Annotated in this window: 14 protein-coding genes and 1 pseudogene; 5 read left to right on the top strand and 10 right to left on the bottom strand. The window is 72.6% G+C overall.

Annotated elements, in window-relative coordinates; genetic code table 11:
- Positions 1–117 precede the first annotated feature (117 nt).
- A complete protein-coding gene (locus ACGFYH_RS32135) occupies positions 118–1,587 on the top strand; it encodes an MFS transporter (protein WP_393806695.1) in 1,470 nt (489 codons plus the stop codon).
- 31 nt (positions 1,588–1,618) lie between these two features.
- Here the strand turns inward: ACGFYH_RS32135 and ACGFYH_RS32130 are convergent, their stop codons facing one another.
- Positions 1,619–1,765 (bottom strand): hypothetical protein, encoded by a 147-nt coding sequence (locus ACGFYH_RS32130; RefSeq protein ID WP_393806694.1) that lies wholly within the window; start codon positions 1,763–1,765, stop codon positions 1,619–1,621.
- A 164-nt stretch (positions 1,766–1,929) separates the two neighbouring features.
- On the opposite strand from ACGFYH_RS32130, the gene ACGFYH_RS32125 reads away from it, so the two are divergent.
- Positions 1,930–2,103: a CsbD family protein gene (locus ACGFYH_RS32125; RefSeq protein ID WP_393806693.1), complete on the top strand. Its 174-nt coding sequence runs from the start codon at positions 1,930–1,932 to the stop codon at positions 2,101–2,103.
- Between the two features lie 119 nt (positions 2,104–2,222).
- Here ACGFYH_RS32125 and ACGFYH_RS32120 read toward each other — a convergent pair whose 3' ends face one another.
- From ACGFYH_RS32120 to ACGFYH_RS32110, 3 genes are all read right to left on the bottom strand, one after another.
- Positions 2,223–3,065: a chitosanase gene (locus ACGFYH_RS32120; protein WP_393806692.1), complete on the bottom strand. Its 843-nt coding sequence runs from the start codon at positions 3,063–3,065 to the stop codon at positions 2,223–2,225.
- A 137-nt stretch (positions 3,066–3,202) separates the two neighbouring features.
- Positions 3,203–5,938 (bottom strand): SpoIIE family protein phosphatase, encoded by a 2,736-nt coding sequence (locus ACGFYH_RS32115; RefSeq protein ID WP_393806691.1) that lies wholly within the window; start codon positions 5,936–5,938, stop codon positions 3,203–3,205.
- 100 nt (positions 5,939–6,038) lie between these two features.
- Positions 6,039–8,645: a SpoIIE family protein phosphatase gene (locus ACGFYH_RS32110; RefSeq protein WP_393806690.1), complete on the bottom strand. Its 2,607-nt coding sequence runs from the start codon at positions 8,643–8,645 to the stop codon at positions 6,039–6,041.
- A 268-nt stretch (positions 8,646–8,913) separates the two neighbouring features.
- Between ACGFYH_RS32110 and ACGFYH_RS32105 the strand changes: the two genes are divergently transcribed.
- The gene (locus ACGFYH_RS32105; protein WP_393806689.1) at positions 8,914–10,269 is read left to right on the top strand and encodes an endo-1,4-beta-xylanase; all 1,356 of its coding nucleotides are present in this window, start codon (positions 8,914–8,916) and stop codon (positions 10,267–10,269) included.
- Between the two features lie 214 nt (positions 10,270–10,483).
- Positions 10,484–10,912 (top strand): ATP-binding protein, encoded by a 429-nt coding sequence (locus ACGFYH_RS32100; RefSeq protein ID WP_393806688.1) that lies wholly within the window; start codon positions 10,484–10,486, stop codon positions 10,910–10,912.
- Between the two features lie 5 nt (positions 10,913–10,917).
- Here ACGFYH_RS32100 and ACGFYH_RS32095 read toward each other — a convergent pair whose 3' ends face one another.
- The 5 genes from ACGFYH_RS32095 to ACGFYH_RS32075 form a co-directional block, all read right to left on the bottom strand.
- The gene (locus tag ACGFYH_RS32095) at positions 10,918–11,073 is read right to left on the bottom strand and encodes a hypothetical protein (protein WP_393806687.1); all 156 of its coding nucleotides are present in this window, start codon (positions 11,071–11,073) and stop codon (positions 10,918–10,920) included.
- 113 nt (positions 11,074–11,186) lie between these two features.
- Positions 11,187–11,324 carry a hypothetical protein gene (locus ACGFYH_RS32090; RefSeq protein WP_393806686.1) on the bottom strand — a complete coding sequence of 46 codons (138 nt, stop codon included), beginning with the start codon at positions 11,322–11,324 and terminating at the stop codon, positions 11,187–11,189.
- A gap of 117 nt (positions 11,325–11,441) precedes the next feature.
- Complete coding sequence (locus tag ACGFYH_RS32085; protein ID WP_393806685.1) at positions 11,442–11,678, bottom strand: hypothetical protein; 237 nt, start codon at positions 11,676–11,678, stop codon at positions 11,442–11,444.
- Between the two features lie 467 nt (positions 11,679–12,145).
- Positions 12,146–13,081, bottom strand: coding sequence for an NADP-dependent oxidoreductase (locus tag ACGFYH_RS32080; RefSeq protein WP_393806684.1), 936 nt, complete (start codon positions 13,079–13,081; stop codon positions 12,146–12,148).
- A 79-nt stretch (positions 13,082–13,160) separates the two neighbouring features.
- The gene (locus ACGFYH_RS32075) at positions 13,161–14,057 is read right to left on the bottom strand and encodes a DODA-type extradiol aromatic ring-opening family dioxygenase (protein WP_393806683.1); all 897 of its coding nucleotides are present in this window, start codon (positions 14,055–14,057) and stop codon (positions 13,161–13,163) included.
- Positions 14,058–14,180: 123 nt separating this feature from the next.
- On the opposite strand from ACGFYH_RS32075, the gene ACGFYH_RS32070 reads away from it, so the two are divergent.
- Positions 14,181–14,654, top strand: a complete 474-nt coding sequence (locus tag ACGFYH_RS32070; protein WP_393806682.1) for a MarR family winged helix-turn-helix transcriptional regulator — start codon at positions 14,181–14,183, stop codon at positions 14,652–14,654.
- A 687-nt stretch (positions 14,655–15,341) separates the two neighbouring features.
- Here ACGFYH_RS32070 and ACGFYH_RS32065 read toward each other — a convergent pair.
- Positions 15,342–15,943, bottom strand: a pseudogene (locus ACGFYH_RS32065) (hypothetical protein); the annotation flags it as partial.

Genomic DNA, 15,943 nt, shown 5'->3' with positions numbered 1-15,943 from the left:
GGCCCGCGGACCGGCACCGCGGGCCGGGCGGGGGCCGGGGCGCGGGTTTGAAGCCCCGGTCACGGGTGACGCAGGCGTGGGACGCGACGACGCGTCCGTCTCACGAGGGGAGCCCGAGTGCAACGTCCGGACGACGGCCTGGACCCCAACCGGTGGCGGGCTCTGTGGGTGACCCTGGTCGCCGGTTTCATGACCCTGCTGGACGTGACGATCGTCGCGGTGGCCCTGCCTTCCATGCAGCGGGGACTGCACACCTCACCGGCGGCCGTGCAGTGGGTCGTCTCCGGTTACGCCCTCGCGTTCGCCCTGACCCTGGTGACCGCGGGCCGGATCGGCGACGCGTTCGGCAGGCGCCGCGTCTTCCTCGCCGCCCTGGCCGCCTTCGTGCTCTGCAGCGCCGCGGCGGGAGCCGCGCCCGGCATCGAACTGCTGGTGGCCGCCCGGCTCGCCCAGGGGGTCGCCGCGGGCAGCATCGCGCCGCAGAACTCGGCACTGATCCAGCAGCTGTTCCGGGGTGCGGAGCGCGGGCGCGCGTTCGGACTCTTCGGTGCCACCGTCGGGATCTCCAGCGCCGTGGGCCCGGTGGCCGGGGGACTGATCCTGGCGCTGGCCGGTCCCACGGGCTGGCGGTGGATCTTCTACGTCAACGTGCCGGTCGGCGCGCTCGCGCTCCTCCTCGGCTTCCGCCTGCTGCCCCGGGTGGCGCCCGGCGGCCGGGGACGGCTCGACCCCGTCGGAGTGGCGCTCCTCGGCGCGGGCATCCTGGCGCTGATGCTGCCGCTGGTCCTCGCCGAGGGCGGCGGCCTGACCCGGGCGTGGTGGCTGTTCCCGGCGGGGGCGCTGGTCCTGGTCGCCTTCGCGCGGTGGGAGCGCCGCGTCGCCCGCCGAGGCGGTCAGCCGCTCCTGGAACCGGGCCTGCTCACCGAGACCCGCGGCTACGCCACCGGAGCGGGGCTGGCCGCCCTGTACTTCGTCGGGTTCAGCGGTGTGTGGCTCGTCTTCGCGCTCTTCTTCCAGAACGGGCTGGGCTACTCGCCCCTCGTGTCCGGCCTGGCGGTGACCCCGTTCGCCGTCGGATCGGCCGTCGCCGCGGCCGTGGCGGGCCGGCTGGTGGAACGGCTGGGCCGGCTTCTGACGGTCTGGGGGCTGGTCGCCGTCATGGTGGGTCTGGGCACGACCGCGCTGCTGCTCTGGCTCGCGCCCGCCGGCCTGGCCGCCTGGCTCGCCGCCCCGGCCCTGCTGCTCGGCGGGCTCGGCAGCGGCTGTGTGATCTCCCCGAACATCACGATGACCCTCCGCGACGTCCCGGTGCGGATGGCGGGCGCCGCCGGGGGCGCCCTGCAGACGGGGCAGCGGCTGGGCGGCGCCGTGGGCACCGCCGCACTGCCGGGGCTCTTCTACCTGACGCTGAACGCCACCCACGACGACTACCACGAGGCGGTGGCCCTGTCGGTGGGCACCGGTGTCGCCGCCATGCTGTGCGCGCTGACCGTCGCGGTCCGCGACTGGTGGCGGGACCGCTCCGGCGGCGACCGGCACCGCCCGCCGGAAGCGTCCCACAGCCACACGCACGCCGGTCAGCACTGACCCGCTCCCCGCCGCCGCTCTTCGGACGCCCTCAGCGGCGCTTGCCGAACCTGCGCAGCATCTTCTGCGCCTGCGCGCGACGGCGCGGGTCCGCGGCCGCCCGGCGCACCTGCTCGGTCGCCCGACGGCCCTGGGGGCTGCGTGCGAACTGCTTGATCCGGTTCAGTACTCCGGCCATGACGTTCCTCCGAGTCGACGACGAACTTGCTGTTCTGTCCGTGCTCGTACCCGGGCGGCCCCCCGGCACCCCTGTCGGCCGTCCGCAGGTTTGCCTCCGCCGGGCCGGGCGACCCGCAAGGGCAGGACCTGGCAATCGCGAGCGAACGCCGAGAGGTGAACACTGTGGCCGGCAATGAGAAGTCGAAGGCCAAGACGGAGCAGGCCAAGGGGAAGGCCAAGGAAGCGGCCGGCCGGGCCGTCGGCAACGAGCGGATGACGGCGGAGGGCCGCACCGAGCAGTCCAAGGGTGACGCCCGGCAGGCCAAGGAGAAGGGCAAGGACGCGTTCCGGCACTGACACCGGAACGGATCCGGCGGCACACGGGCCGCGGCACCCGGCGTACGGCCGGCTCCGCGGCCCGCGTCGTGCCCGGTGGCCCCGGTCGGAGGCCGATGGCCTCACCGAGGCCGCGGGGGTCAGCCGATGTGGTAGCCGTCCCCGTACACGTGCCAGTCCAGCGGTGGTTCGAGGTCCAGGTTGCCCTCGTTCAGGAAGACGCGCTGCGCGGTGTCGACCCGGCTGGTGTCGCTGTGTGCCTCCTCCTGCCTCATGGCCCACACCCGCTCGTCGAGGAAGGCGTGCAGGTAGGCGACCTCGTCGCCGCCCCGGGCCGGCGGCAGGGCCCGGCCGAGGGCACGCCGACGGATGCTGCCGAAGCTCAGGCGGTCGCCGCCGTCGCCGTGCATGACGATCGCGTCGTAGTACGCGAACTGCCCCAGCGTGCGCAGCCCGTCCTCCTTGCCCCGCCGTACGGCCGGGCCGAAGTAGACCCGGTCGCGTTCGTCGTCCTGTGCCCGGCGGAACTCCGGGTCGCCCGCGGCCCGCCGCCAGTCGTCAGGGAAGCCGGGGTCGAGGCCCTCGTGCGAGTCGGAGCCGTCCACCCGGCGCAGCGCCGGCAGGTAGGGCGCGAGCACGTTGCCGGGACTGCGGTCGGCGTACAGCTCCACCAGGCCGAGCATGTCGCCGGTGCCGGAGCAGAAGCCGACGATGCCCGCGGTGTAGCCGCGGCCGTCACCGATGTCCTCGATGTACCGGTACTGCGCCTTCCAGTCGAGCGAGGAGTTCTCCGCGCTCGACACCAGTTGCATGGCGATCTCCTTCTTCGCCGGGTCGTCGAGCCCCGCCGCGCGCGCGGGTGTCGCCGCGGCCCGCGAGGGGGTGAAGAGGGGGACTGCCGCCAGGGACGCGCATGCCATGGCGAGCACGGTACGGCGCGAGGTGCCTGGGGGGCGCGCCGGGTCGGGGAACGGGTGCCTCACGGAATCTCCAGGGTGTGGTGGGGGGTCGGGAGTGCCGGGCACTGATAGGAAAGTTTCCTACCAGACAATCGGCGTACCGGGCACCCTCCACGCGCGCAATTGGTACGGACCGGGGGCCACCGCGCCCCTCGCGTCCGTCAGGACACCGGCTGCTCCGCCCAGATGACCTTGCCGGCCGGCGTGTAGCGGGTGCCCCAGCGCTCGGCGAGCTGCGCGACCAGGAACAGCCCGCGCCCGCCCTCGTCCGTCATGGCCGCGTAACGCAGATGGGGCGAGGTGCTGCTGCTGTCGAACACCTCGCAGATCAGGCTGCGGTCGCGCAGCACCCGGACGTGGACGGTCTCGCCGCCGTAGCGGATCGCGTTGGTGACCAGCTCGCTCAGGATCAGCTCCGTGGTGAAGGCCAGCTCGTCCAGCCCCCACTCGTCCAGTCGCCGGGTGACCTGTGAACGCACCTCGGCGACCGCCGCCGGATCGTTCGGGACCTCCCACTCGGCGACCTGGTCGGGGCCGAGGGCGCGGGCGCGGGCGACCAGCAGGGCGATGTCGTCGCCCGGCCGGTCCGGGAGCCGGGCGTCCAGGACGGTGCGGCAGGTCTCCTCGGGCGACTCGCCGGCGCTCTCCAGAGCCCGGCGCAGCTGTTCCAGGCCGACGTCGATGTCGTGCTCGCGGTCCTCGACCAGCCCGTCGGTGTAGAGCACGAGCCGGCTGCCCTCCGCCAGCCGCAGTTCGGTCATCTCGAACGGGAGTCCGCCCAGGCCCAGCGGAGGACCGGCGGGCACCTCGGGGAACTCCACGGTGCCGTCGGGCCGGATCAGGGCGGGCGGCGGGTGGCCCGCCCGGGCGATCACACAGGTGCTGGAGACCGGGTCGTAGATGGCGTACAGGCAGGTCGCGCCGGTGACCGGGGCGGCGCTGTCGTCGGCCGCCTCGTCCTGGTCGATGCGGCCGACCAGCTCGTCGAGGAGCCCGAGCAGTTCGTCGGGCGGCAGGTCGAGGGCGGTGAAGTTGTGCACCGCCGTCCGCAGCCGCCCCATGGTGGCCGCGGCGTGCAGCCCGTGCCCGACGACGTCGCCGACCACGAGCGCGACCCGCGCCCCGGACAGGGGCAGCACGTCGAACCAGTCCCCGCCGACCCCCGCCTGCGCGGGCAGGTAACGGTAGGCGACGTCCAGGGCGTTCTGCTCGGGCATCCGACGGGGCAGCAGACTGCGCTGGAGGGTCACCGCCATGCTGTGCTCGCGGGTGTAGCGGCGCGCGTTGTCGATCGAGACCGCGGCCCGCGCGACCAGTTCCTCGGCGAGGGCCAGCTCGTCCAAGTCGAACGGCTCGGGCTTGACCGAACGCCAGAAGCTGACCACGCCGAGCACCAGGGTGCCCGCGCGCAGCGGAACGGTGATCAGCGAGTGGACGCCGTACTCCACCACCTGCGCGGAGCGTTCGAAGTCCTGTGCCCGCCAGCCCGGGGCCTCGCCGAGGCGGGGCTCCAGGACGGGCCGGCCGGTGTGCAGGGCGCGGCCCTGCGGGGAGGAGTCCACGTAGCGGATCCGGCGGCCCACCGGGTAGAGCAGGACCTCCTCGCTGATGCCGCTGAGCGCCGTACGGCGCAGCGGCGTCGCGCCGTCCGGCTGGCCGCCGGCCAGCACGGTGTCGAACAGGTCCACGCAGACGTAGTCCGCGAACCGGGGCACGGCCAGCTCGCCCAGCTCCTCGGCGGTGCGGGTGACGTCCAGGCTGGTCCCGATGCCCACGCCGGCGGCGTACAGGATGTCCAGGCGCTCGCGCGCGGTCTCGGCCCGGCCGGACAGCGCCCGCAGCTCGGTGGAGTCACGGAGCGTGGCGACGCTGCCGGCCGGACCGCCCCGCACGTCCGTGGGCCGTTGGTTGATCGCCAGCAACCGGTCCTTGACCAGGCGCACCTCGTCGGTGGCGGCCTGGCCGGAAGCCAGCAGCTCCGCCGTGTCGGACGGCAGCCCGAGGTCGCCGACGTGCCGGCCCTCGGCGTCGGCGGGCAGGGCGAGCAGGCGCCGCGCCTCGTCGTTGGCGAGCAGCAGCCGGCCCTCCGCGCCGACGATGAGCACGGCTTCGCGGACGCTGTGCAGGACCGCGTCGTGATGTTCGTACATCCGGGTCATCTCGTGGGGACCCAGGCCGTGCGTCTGCCGCAGCAGCCGACGGCTCACGAGGGCCGTGCCCCCCGTCGCCAGGGCCAGCCCGACGGCCGCCGCGCTCAGCACGAGCGGCAGCTGCCGGTCGGCGACACCGCCCACGTTCTCCGTCGTGATGCCGGCCGACACCAGGCCCACGACCGTGCCGTCGGGTGCCTCGACGGGCACGATGGCCTGCACCAGCGGACCGATGGTCCCGTCGATCTCCTCGGTCACCGTCTTCCCCGCCTGCGCGGGGGCGATGTTGCCGACGAACTTCTTGCCGATGCGATCCGTCTTGGGATGGGTGTAGCGGATGCCGTCGGCATTGGTGACGACCACGAAGTCGACGCCCGTGGCCTTGCGCACCGCCTCGGCCCGGGGCTGGAGCACCGCCGTGGGGTCGGGACTGCGCAGCGCCTCACGGATGCCGGGGGAGTTGGCGAACGTCGCGGCCACGGAGACGGACCGGTTGCGGGCCTCCACCGTGCTGTCGTGCCGCACCTGCAGCACCAGCGAGACCGCCGCGGCCACCACGAGCAGCAGCACGATGACCACGTTCATGACGAAGACCTGACCGGCCACGCTGCGCCCGGACAGCGCCCAGCGCAGCGCCGAGGCGTGCCGCCCCGCGTCCGCTCCCCGCCGTGACCGGTCCGCGTCCTGCCGGTGTCGGGCGTGCGGGCCGCCGGGACGACGGGGTGACCGTTCTCCCGATCGACCCATCAGTCGGACCATGTGCCCATGTCTACACTGCCGGGCCCCAGGAGGCGAGGGCCGCCCCCCGTGACGGAGCGGCAGGCCGGTCCGGGCCGCTCGGGCGCTCTCACCGGGGGTTCCCGGGGCGTGCGCGGCGGGTGGCGAGCAGCAGGGCGATGTCGTCGGGGCGGTCCGTTGTGTGGCGGGCGGTCACGATGAGCCGGTCCGCGACGCCCGCCAGCGAGCGGCTTCCCGGCCGCGCGGCGGGTGCGCCCTCCCTGGCCAGGGCCAGCCGCAGGGCGGTGATGCCGTCGTCGATGTCGGTGCCGGGCCGCTCCACGAGACCGTCCGTGTAGAGGGCGAGGACGGCACCGGGCTCGACCCGGAACTCGGCCAGCGGATAGGGCGCGCCGGGCTCCACCCCGAGCACCATCCCGCCGGGCAGGTCGAGGGTCTCGGTGCGTCCGTCCGGGTGGCGCAGCAGCGGTGGCGGGTGTCCCGCGCGGGCCGCGCGGGCCTGTCCGGTGGCCGGGTCGAGCCGGATGTAGCAGCAGCTCGCGAACAGGCCCGGGTCCAGGTCGGCCAGCAGGTGGTTCACACCGCTCAGCACCTCGTCGGGCGGACGGTCGCCGAGGGCGAAGGCGCGCACGGCGCTGCGCAGCTGCCCCATGGTGGCCGCGGCCTGCACACCGTGTCCCTGCACGTCCCCGATGACCAGGGCCATGCCGTCCCCGGAGGCCACCACGTCGTACCAGTCCCCGCCCACGTCCATGCCCTGGGTCCCGGGCAGATAGCGTCCCGCGGTCTCCAGCAGGGGGTGCGCGGGCAGCCGCCGGGGCAGCAGCACCTCCTGCAGCCCGCGGGCGAGTGCGGTCTCGGACTCGTAGCGCCGGGCCTTCTCCATGGCGTGCGCGATGAGTCCGGCCAGGGCGGTGAGCACCGTGCGCTCCTCGGTGCTGAAGCCCCGGGAACGTTCGAAGCCCAGGATGCAGGAGCCGACCGGGCGCCCGGAGGCGATCAGCGGCAGGAACGCGCGGGCGCCCTCGGTGGCGTCCAGCGGGATGCCCGGGTAGGCGTCGGCGAGTGCCTGCATCGAGTCGAAGAAGAGCGGCCGGCCGCTGGTCAGCGTCTCGACCCCGGGCAGCCGGGCGTCCAGCGGCACCCCCTCGAAGGGTGCGAGGAAGCCGGGTGGGAAGCCCGTCTCCCAGGCCAGATGCAGGTGGCGGTCCTGGAGCAGGTAGATGGCGAGCCGGCGGCCGCCGAACGCCGACAGCAGCTCCCGTACGACCACGGCGGACACCTGGCGGGCGGTGACGGCCTCGGTCAGGGCCACGGCCAGCACGATGGGGCGGTACTCCGGTGCCGTCGTGGCGATCGGCGGCGCGGGACCGTCCGCCTCGGACGCGGTCTCGGGCCCGCCGTGCTCGGCCGCGGCGGGCCGGGGCCCTCCGTGGCCGGGCGTGCCGTCCCCGGGCGTGAGACCGGCGGACGACTCGGCCACCCGGTTGGCCGGGCGGAGCGTGACCGTCAGGAAATCCGGCCCCGGGTACACGCAGACGGCGAGCCAGTCACCCTCGTACGGCCGCGGTGCCGTGCCGCGGGTGTCTCCGGGCGGCCGCCGGACGTGGAAGCGGACCGGCTCGGGGGAGAACAGCGCGCCGCGGAGATGGTCCTCGTAGGCGGCCTGGCCCAGCCAGGGCACGGCCTCCCACAGGGAACGGCCGAGCAGCCCCGCCCGTGGCCGGCCCAGCAGCCGGGCGGCGCGCGGGTTGGCGTAGACGACCGTGCCGAGCCGGTCCACACAGAAGACGCCCTCCGGCAGCAGGTCGGCCGCGGCGTCGGCCACCGTGCCGGTGAACGGGTCGCGCACGGCGCCCCGCACCGGGCCGCCCCCGGGTGGTGCGGAAGGCGGTCGCCACAGCTCCACCAGGCGCAGCGCACCGTCCGCGGTACGCACGTACAGGGGCAGCTGCGGCGGCCTGCCCGCGGCCGTGTCCCGCAGGGCCGCGGCGACCCGCTGTCCGTCGGCGGGGGCGAGGGCGCCGGTGAGCGTCTCCTCCGTCGCGCCTCTTCCGGCGAGGCCGGCCGTGAGGCCGAGCAGGGCGCACAGCGGCCCGTCGAGCGTGACGGCGCCGGTGGTTGGATCCCAGCCGAAACCTCCGGCGCGCCGCGGAAGCCGCCCCGAGGCGGGCGGCCGCACGCACAGCGGTTCGCCCTCCCAGGCGACCGGCGAGGCGCCGGGGTCGGCGTCGAGCCGCTCCAGGGCCGCGCCCAGGTCCTGCGCCAGCCCGGCCATCCGGTCCGCGCCCTCCAGCACCTCGGCAGCGTCCGGGGCCGGGGGGCGCAGCACGGTCAGGACGCCGTACGTCTCGCTCGCCCCGGCGACGGGCACGTACAGGGACCCGAAGGGGAAGGGCAGGCCGGCCGCGAACTGCGGGTACCGGCGCATGGTCTCGGTGGCGTTGGGCAGCACCACGCGCACGCCCAGCCGGTAGGCGTCGGCGACCGGAAACGGGCTTTCGGCGTGCAGGCGCCACCAGGGGCGGAACAGCGGGCCGGGCAGCCCGGCGAGGACGGCCAGCCGCAGCAGGCCGGGGGTGGGGGAGCGCAGGTAGACGCCGCCCACATGGCCGCCGGCCGCGCCGATCGCCCGGGTGGACGCGTCGATGAGCAGCGCCGTCAGCCGTCCGGGCATCCGGGCGGTGTTCTCGGCATTCTCGGCGCCCGTACTCATCGGCCCCACCTCGTCCGTGCGCCGCCGCGCGGGCGACACAGCAAGAATGCGCCACCACCCCCGGGTCGCGCACGCGGTGGGGCCGCACGGGTGACCGCGACGGGGCCGTTGACCTCGCGGACGGGAGTCCGTAACCTCCTCCGCGACATTCGGAAAGAGTGCCGAAACTTTCGAACGCTCCCCGGCCGTACTCGGCGGCTATCGACGGTGCCCGGCGATCTCCGCCCTTCCGAACGGCCCCGCACACCGATTCAAGGAACGGGATGACATGAACATGACCTTAAGGCGCCTGTCGAGAGCGGCCACCGCGGGTTTCGCGGCCGCGGCCGCGCTGACGGCCGCGGCCCACTCGGCCGAGGCCGCCGACACGCTCGGGTCCGCGGCGGCCGGCCAGGGCCGCTACTTCGGGACCGCCGTCGCGGCGAGCCACCTCGGCGAGGCCGACTACGTCTCCACGCTGGACCGCGAGTTCGGCTCGGTGACGCCCGAGAACGAGATGAAGTGGGACGCCACCGAGCCCAGCCGCGGCAACTTCTCCTTCGGCGCCGCCGACCGGATCGTGGACCACGCGCAGAGCCGGGGCATGGACGTGCGCGGCCACACCCTCGTCTGGCACTCCCAACTGCCCTCCTGGGTCGGCTCCCTGGGCGCCTCCGACCTGCGCACCGCGATGAACAGCCACATCAACGGCCTGATGGGCCACTACAAGGGAGAGATCCACAGCTGGGACGTCGTCAACGAGGCGTTCCAGGACGGTGGAAGCGGCGCCCGGCGCAGCTCGCCCTTCCAGGACAGGCTCGGCGACGGCTTCATCGAGGAGGCGTTCCGCACCGCCCGCGCCGCCGACCCGGCCGCCAGGCTCTGCTACAACGACTACAACACCGACGGCGTGAACGCGAAAAGCAACGCCGTCTACAACATGGTCAAGGACTTCAAGTCCCGCGGCGTGCCCATCGACTGTGTCGGTTTCCAGTCCCACTTCAACAGCGCCTCCCCGGTCCCGTCCGACTACCGGCAGAACCTCCAGCGCTTCGCCGACCTGGGCGTCGACGTGCAGATCACGGAGCTCGACATCGAGGGCTCCGGCTCGGCCCAGGCGGCCGACTACACCAAGGTCGTCGAGGCCTGCCTCGCGGTGGACCGCTGCGCCGGCCTCACCGTCTGGGGTGTCACCGACAAGTACTCGTGGCGCGGCAGCGGCACCCCGCTGCTGTTCGACGGCGGCTACAACGAGAAACCGGCCTATGGCGCCGTCCTGTCCGCCCTCGGCGGCTCCGGCGACCCGGGCGACCCCGGCGACCCCGGTGACCCGGGGGACGGCACCGCGAGCTGCACGGCCACGTACACCAGGACCGCGGAATGGAGCAGCGGCTACAACGGCCAGGTCACCATCACCGCGGGCAGTGAGCCGATCAGCTCCTGGACCGTGACGGTCACTCTGCCCGCGCAGCAGTCCGTCCTGTCCCTCTGGAACGGCACGCCGACCCGGAACGGCAACGTCGTGACGGTGCGGCCGAGTTGGAACGGCGCGCTGTCGGCCGGCGCGTCGACCGGTTTCGGGTTCACCGTGGCGAAGAACGGCAGCGACGCCGCCCCCTCGGTCGGCACCTGCACCGCCTCCTGACCCCCGGTCCGTACGACCACGTTCGGCGCCGTCCCTGTCCCGCACCGACCGGGACGGCGCCGTTTCCGGCGCGGTCGGTCCGGTCCCGTGCGGAGAACGGCGCGCCCGGCGGAAGTTGGGGCAAAGGAATCGTGGAAAGCCTCCTGGTGCGTATCGTGAGAGCCGGGACCTTCGCTCCCTCGACTCGGCCCCGGACCGGACGGTGAGGCTCGGCATGACTCCGGCACACGGACCCGATACCGCGGATGCCTCCGTCGTGTCCGCGGTGGTGGAGTTCAGGGGCGGATCGGCGATGATCCCCGCCTCCAGGGACGTCGTGCACGGCTTCGTCGCACGACTCGCCGAGAAGGGCGTGGACCTGGCGGACACCTTCCTGGACGCCGCCCGTCTGGTCGCGAGCGAACTGGTGACGAACGCGCTGCGACACGCGCCCGGCCCCTGCCGGCTGGAGCTGACGCTGGTGGGCGACCACGTGGAGATCGCGGTGTCGGACACGGGGGAGGGCTTTCCCACGTTCCTGCCCCGCGATCCGCTGCGGGTCGGCCGCCACGGCCTGGAGATCGTGACGCGGCTGTGCGGCGAGGTCATCACCAAACCGCACGAGGCGGGGAAGACGGTGTACGCGCGCCTGCCGCTGCTCTGACCGCTTCAGGCGGCCAGGGCCTGTCCGGTGCTCGGGTAGCAGGGAATCAGCGCGTCGACCCCCACCAGCCGCAGCACGCGTTCGACCGCGTCGCGCGGAGCGGCGAGCCGGAACCAGACACCGCGGGACTGCTGGTGGCAGGCAATACTCGATACCGCCAAATACTCTCGCGCCGGAACACTGAGAGTGACTTTCCTTGGTCAGCGACTCGGGGGTCCTGCGCCCACAGGCCCTCAGGATTGCTACGAAGATCGGAAGCGCTGCGTTCAGCGGGTCAGACAGCTCCGGTCAGACCAGCCGCGTCGCCGATGGCCCTGAGGTCGTCTGTCCACGGTGAGCCGACCATCAAGGCGTTGAAGGCAACCACTCCGAGGTAGAGGAAAAAGAAGGCGACGTAGGGTGATGCCTTCATGGGATCCCCCTCAATGTTGTATGTCGGGGTGAGGAACAGCCGTATGTCGTCGTCCGACTCTTCTCAGAAGCACCCCGTTGCCGTGAGGGTGGCGTGTGAGAGCTGTGTTTCGCTGAGTCAGGACTCAAGCAGCCCGCCGCCAAGCCGGTCAAGCAGCTTCTTCATGAGGTCGAACTCGTTGGTTGGGTTCCCTGGGATGTCGGCGTCTCGAACGGCGTCAGCGGCCCCCGTGTCGTACTGGTATCCGGCTGCGTCCGCAGCCCTTCGAAGGCCGCCATGCGTGTACTGAAATGCCCTGTTCATTGGCTCCACGGCATCATCGCCGTCCTGGACGAGCCACTGAAGGTGGCCCACCCCTCTCTGTCAGCCTTGGGTGAGACCTCCCGCTTCGTCGGTTCAGCCTGGGAGGGCACGACACGAGGGCCATCCCCCTCATGATCAGCACCGGCCCCATCGGGTTCTCGCGTGCTGGGCTCTCCCCGGCTCTGCGTACCTCGGCGGCTCCGCCCCGCCAGGTTCGGAGCCGGTGGGCAGTCGGGAGGCGTGGATGCCGGTTTCTCGCGCCCTCCCCGAACGACAACGCCGGCTCCCACGACCTCAGACCAGGTCGTGGGAGCCGGCGTCGCGCACGGCCCCGAATCGACCGACAGCGTCCGCTTCGGCGTCCAGGGCGACGTGCGTGAACAGCAGCGGCGGGGGCGAGTACGGGGCCTGCCGCGTGGCCTCGCCGGTGCCCCCCGGGTCGCGGGTGCTGCCGCCGTTGAACCACCAGGCGGCCCGACGGCGGGAGAGCGGACGGCGGGCGGTCCGGTCGGGTGCGGTCAGGGAGCGAGCACGACCGTCTTGCCGGACAGCCGACCGGCGCCGGCGTCCTCATGCACGGCGGCCAGCTCGGCCACCGGGCGGTGGGCGGCGACGTGGACCCGCAGCTTGCCGGCATCCACCTTGGCGACCAGCTCGGTCAACTGGGCTCCGTCGCTGCGGACCCACAGGCTCGCGCTGCGCACTCCCCGGGCGGGGTCCTCGGGAACCGGGCCGGCCGTGCTGGCGGCGACCCCGCCGTCGGCGACGTACTTCGTCAACTGCGCGAGCTCCTCCGGGGAGAGGCGCACATGGTTCACCACGACCTGGAACGGACCGCCCACGGCGGCTGGGCCCGCTGCAGGGTCGAGCGGGCCGACGACCCGGTCCGCGCCGTAGCCCCGAAGGCGGTCGGCGTGCTGCGGCCCGTCCACCGCGGTCACGTGCGCTCCCGCGTCGACGGCGAGCTGCACCACGAGGCTGCCGACCGCGCCCCCCGCCCCGTTGACCAGGACGGTCTGACCGGACTTCAGCTCGGCGAGCTCGAACGCCGTCTGCCAGGCCGCCAGGCCGGTCAGCGGCAGCGCCGCGGCGTCGACCAGTTCGGTCGTCCGGGGCGCCGGGGCCAGGGACTTAGCCGGGACGAGCGCGTACTCGGCGGCGCCGCCGGCGGAGTCCAGGGGCAGCATCGCCACGACCCGGTCGCCGACCTCCACGCCGGCCACGTCCGTGCCGAGTTCGGCGACGGTGCCCGCCAGGTCGATCCCCGGTACGTACGGGAGAGTGATCGGGATCATCTCGGCCAGGAAACCGGCGCGGATGTGGTCGTCGACCGGGTTGAACGACGTGGCCGCCACCCGCACCAGCACCTGCCCGGTGCCGGGGACCGGGCGGTCGACGTCCTCGTAGCGCAGGACCTCGCTGCTGCCGAACTCGTGGAAACGTATTGCCTTCATGGCACTTTCCTCCAGGGTGTATCGATGACGTCGCCAGGGATGAGGCGATCGGACGGGAAGGCGGAGCGCGTCGAGGCGCTCAGGTCAGCTGAACCGACCGGGTGGAGTTGCCCATCACCATGCGGTCGATGGCGCTCACGGCGCTGCCGGGGTCATCGGCGGCGCCGACTGTGAGCAGCAGCGGGACGAAGTGGTCGGCCGTCGGATGGGCGACCGCGGCGCCGGGGGCCTTGTCGCGGTAGTCGGCGAGGGCGTCGACATCGCCCCGGGCGAGGGCGTCAACGGCCCATTCGTCGAAGGCCGTGGTGTCGGCGGCGAGTTCCGGCCGGCGGAAGACGCTGAAGCTGTGCGTCATGAAGCCGGAACCGAGAACGAGGACGCCTTCTTCGCGCAGGGGCCGCAGGCGCGTCCCGAGATCGAGCAGGGCGCCGGGGTCGAGGCTCGGCATCGACAGCTGTACGACCGGGACGTCGGCCGCGGGGTACATAGCCATGAGCGGGATGAAGGCGCCGTGGTCGAGGCCGCGGCCGGCGAACTCGTGCACGGGCGTTCGGCCCAGCAGGCCGGTGAGTCGCCGAGCGAGGTCGGTGGCGTCCGGGGTCGCGTAGGGAAGGGTCTTGTAGCGGGGGTGGAAGCCGCTGAAGTCGTAGTGGAGCGGGGTGTCGGCCGCGGCTGCGGATATCGCGACCGGTGCCCGTTCCCAGTGGGCCGAGATGGCGACGACGGCCCGAGGCTTGGGCATCGACCGGGCCCAGTCGAAGAGGTCGCCGAGCCACTGTGGATCGTCGAGGGTGAACGGCGCCCCGTGGCTGACGAAGAGGCTGGGCAGGGGGCCGTCGGAGGGGTTCCACACCCGTTGCTCGCGCGCCTGTGGCAGGACCCGGGCAAGGAGGTCGTCGTACGCCGCGGCCGGTGTTCCCGACGGGAAGGCGGAAGTCAGGTCGTTCGGGGAGGCCAGGCTGCTCGTGGTGGTCATCGGAATCGTCTCCTTCACTTGCCTTAGCAAGTACTTTGACTTGCTTAGGCAAGTCAGAAGGTAGCCCACCAAGAGTTGCCCATGCAAGTGATACGAGTTGCCCGGGCAAGTATGATGGGGCTCATGGATACCCAGTCACCCTGGCTCGACGACGACCAGCAGGACCTGTGGCAGGCGCTGCTCACGGTCGTCATCGCCCTCCCGGCGGCCCTCGACCGCCAGTTGCAGCGAGAAGCGGGCATCTCCAACTTCGAGTACGGGGTTCTGGCCCAGCTGTCCATGGCCGACGAGGCCACCATGCGCCTCAGCGATCTGGCCCGGGTCTGCAACAGCACCCAGCCCCGCCTGTCGAAGGTGATGGACCGCTTCGAAGCCCGCGACTGGGTCGCCCGCCGGCCCGACCCCAGCGACGGCCGATACACCCTCGCCGCCCTGACCGACGCCGGCCGGCAGAAGCTCGTCGAGAGCGCGCCGGAACACGTCGCGCAGGTGAAGCGGCTCGTGTTCGACCCGCTCAGCGCCGCTCAGCGCCGCCACCTCGAGGCCGCACTCACCCGCATCGCCGCCACCGTGCGCCAAGAGCTCGAAGGAGGCTGAGCGCCGTCCTCGGGCGGGGCCTTCTGTCAGCCCGCGACGCCGAGGTCTCGCGGTGGCGGCCCGGTCGCCGGTCCGCACTGTCTGTACGGCGGCGGCGAGCAGGGCGCCGTCCGGGGTCGGCGGGCCTTCAGGGGCACGCTCCGGTGGGGTGGCGCGGCGGGGCCGGTGGGCGGCCGCCCGGGTGACGAGGGGGGCCTGGAGATGACCGCCGCCCCCGGCCTCACCCTCACCGCGGCATCCTCGACTCCGTGAGGAGCGACCGCGCACCAGGATCGTCGCCGTCCGGCCGTCCCTCGCCCGCCGGGGCGCGTTCCGTCCGCGAGGGCGCGTTCCGCCCACGGAAGAGAGACACGCCGTTCCCCGGTCCGATCCGACGTGGGTCTCAACGCCTCAAGGATCAGGGGGAACGACGTGTCTCACGTTTCCGTGGAACCCATACCGCTCACAGATGCCGCAGGAGAGCACAGAGTGGATCTCTGTACGGTGTTGGACGGTCTACTTGGTGCCCTCGCGCGTGCCGTCGAAGTCGGTCGGGAGCGGGTGCACAGGCGGTGACTCCGCTGTCCAGCAGCCCGGTTAGCGCCTCCAAGCCGGAAATGGCCAGCTTGTCGAACTCTTCTATCTGGTTGGGTTGCATACGCAGGATGGTGCCTCCCCCGGATTCCAACAGCAACGAAAATGCCGCAGCTACTCAGGACCCGTCATTGCCTGGGCCGCTTTGAGACGACTGGCAACGTAGCTGGCCCGGTCTCCCCCGTTGAAGGTGTGCCAGGTGTGTGCTGTGCCGTCGGCAGAGCCGAGAATGTCGGCGAGCATCTTCCAGTGAACGGCACCGACCAGGGCAAGCCAGGCGCCGTTGCGGGCCTTGCTGACACTGGGGACGCCCAGGCGCTTCAGCCGTTTCTGCAGAGTGCTGGAGTGCATGGGCTGGTCGGGGCGAAGTCCGGGGAAGAGGAAGGGCGTCTCCCGTGTCCTGAGCGGCGCCGCCAGCGGGCGTCTCTCGTTGATCAGCTGCTGTAGCAGTGCCGACAGCCGGGGTCGCAGCCAGAGGGGATCTCGACCGAGCTGGAGCCCGAGGACGCCGGGTTCTTCCGGGTGGACCCGGACGTGGTCGGTGGTGAGCTTGACCAGTCGGTCGGTTCGTTGCCCGTATTGCAGAACAAGGCAGCCTGCAACACGGTCGAGGATGGGCTGGGTGAACCGCCCCGGGTTCGGTAGAGATCTCAGATTGTGGTGATGACCTGGGGTTTCGTGAGTTCGGTGTAGTAGTTGGCTTCGTATTCGACGGG

It is taken from the genome of Streptomyces sp. NPDC048392, assembly GCF_043200575.1.
Lineage (GTDB): Bacteria > Actinomycetota > Actinomycetes > Streptomycetales > Streptomycetaceae > Streptomyces.
Note: the sequence above shows the minus strand (reverse complement) of the source record. Positions and strands in the feature narration are given on the sequence as shown.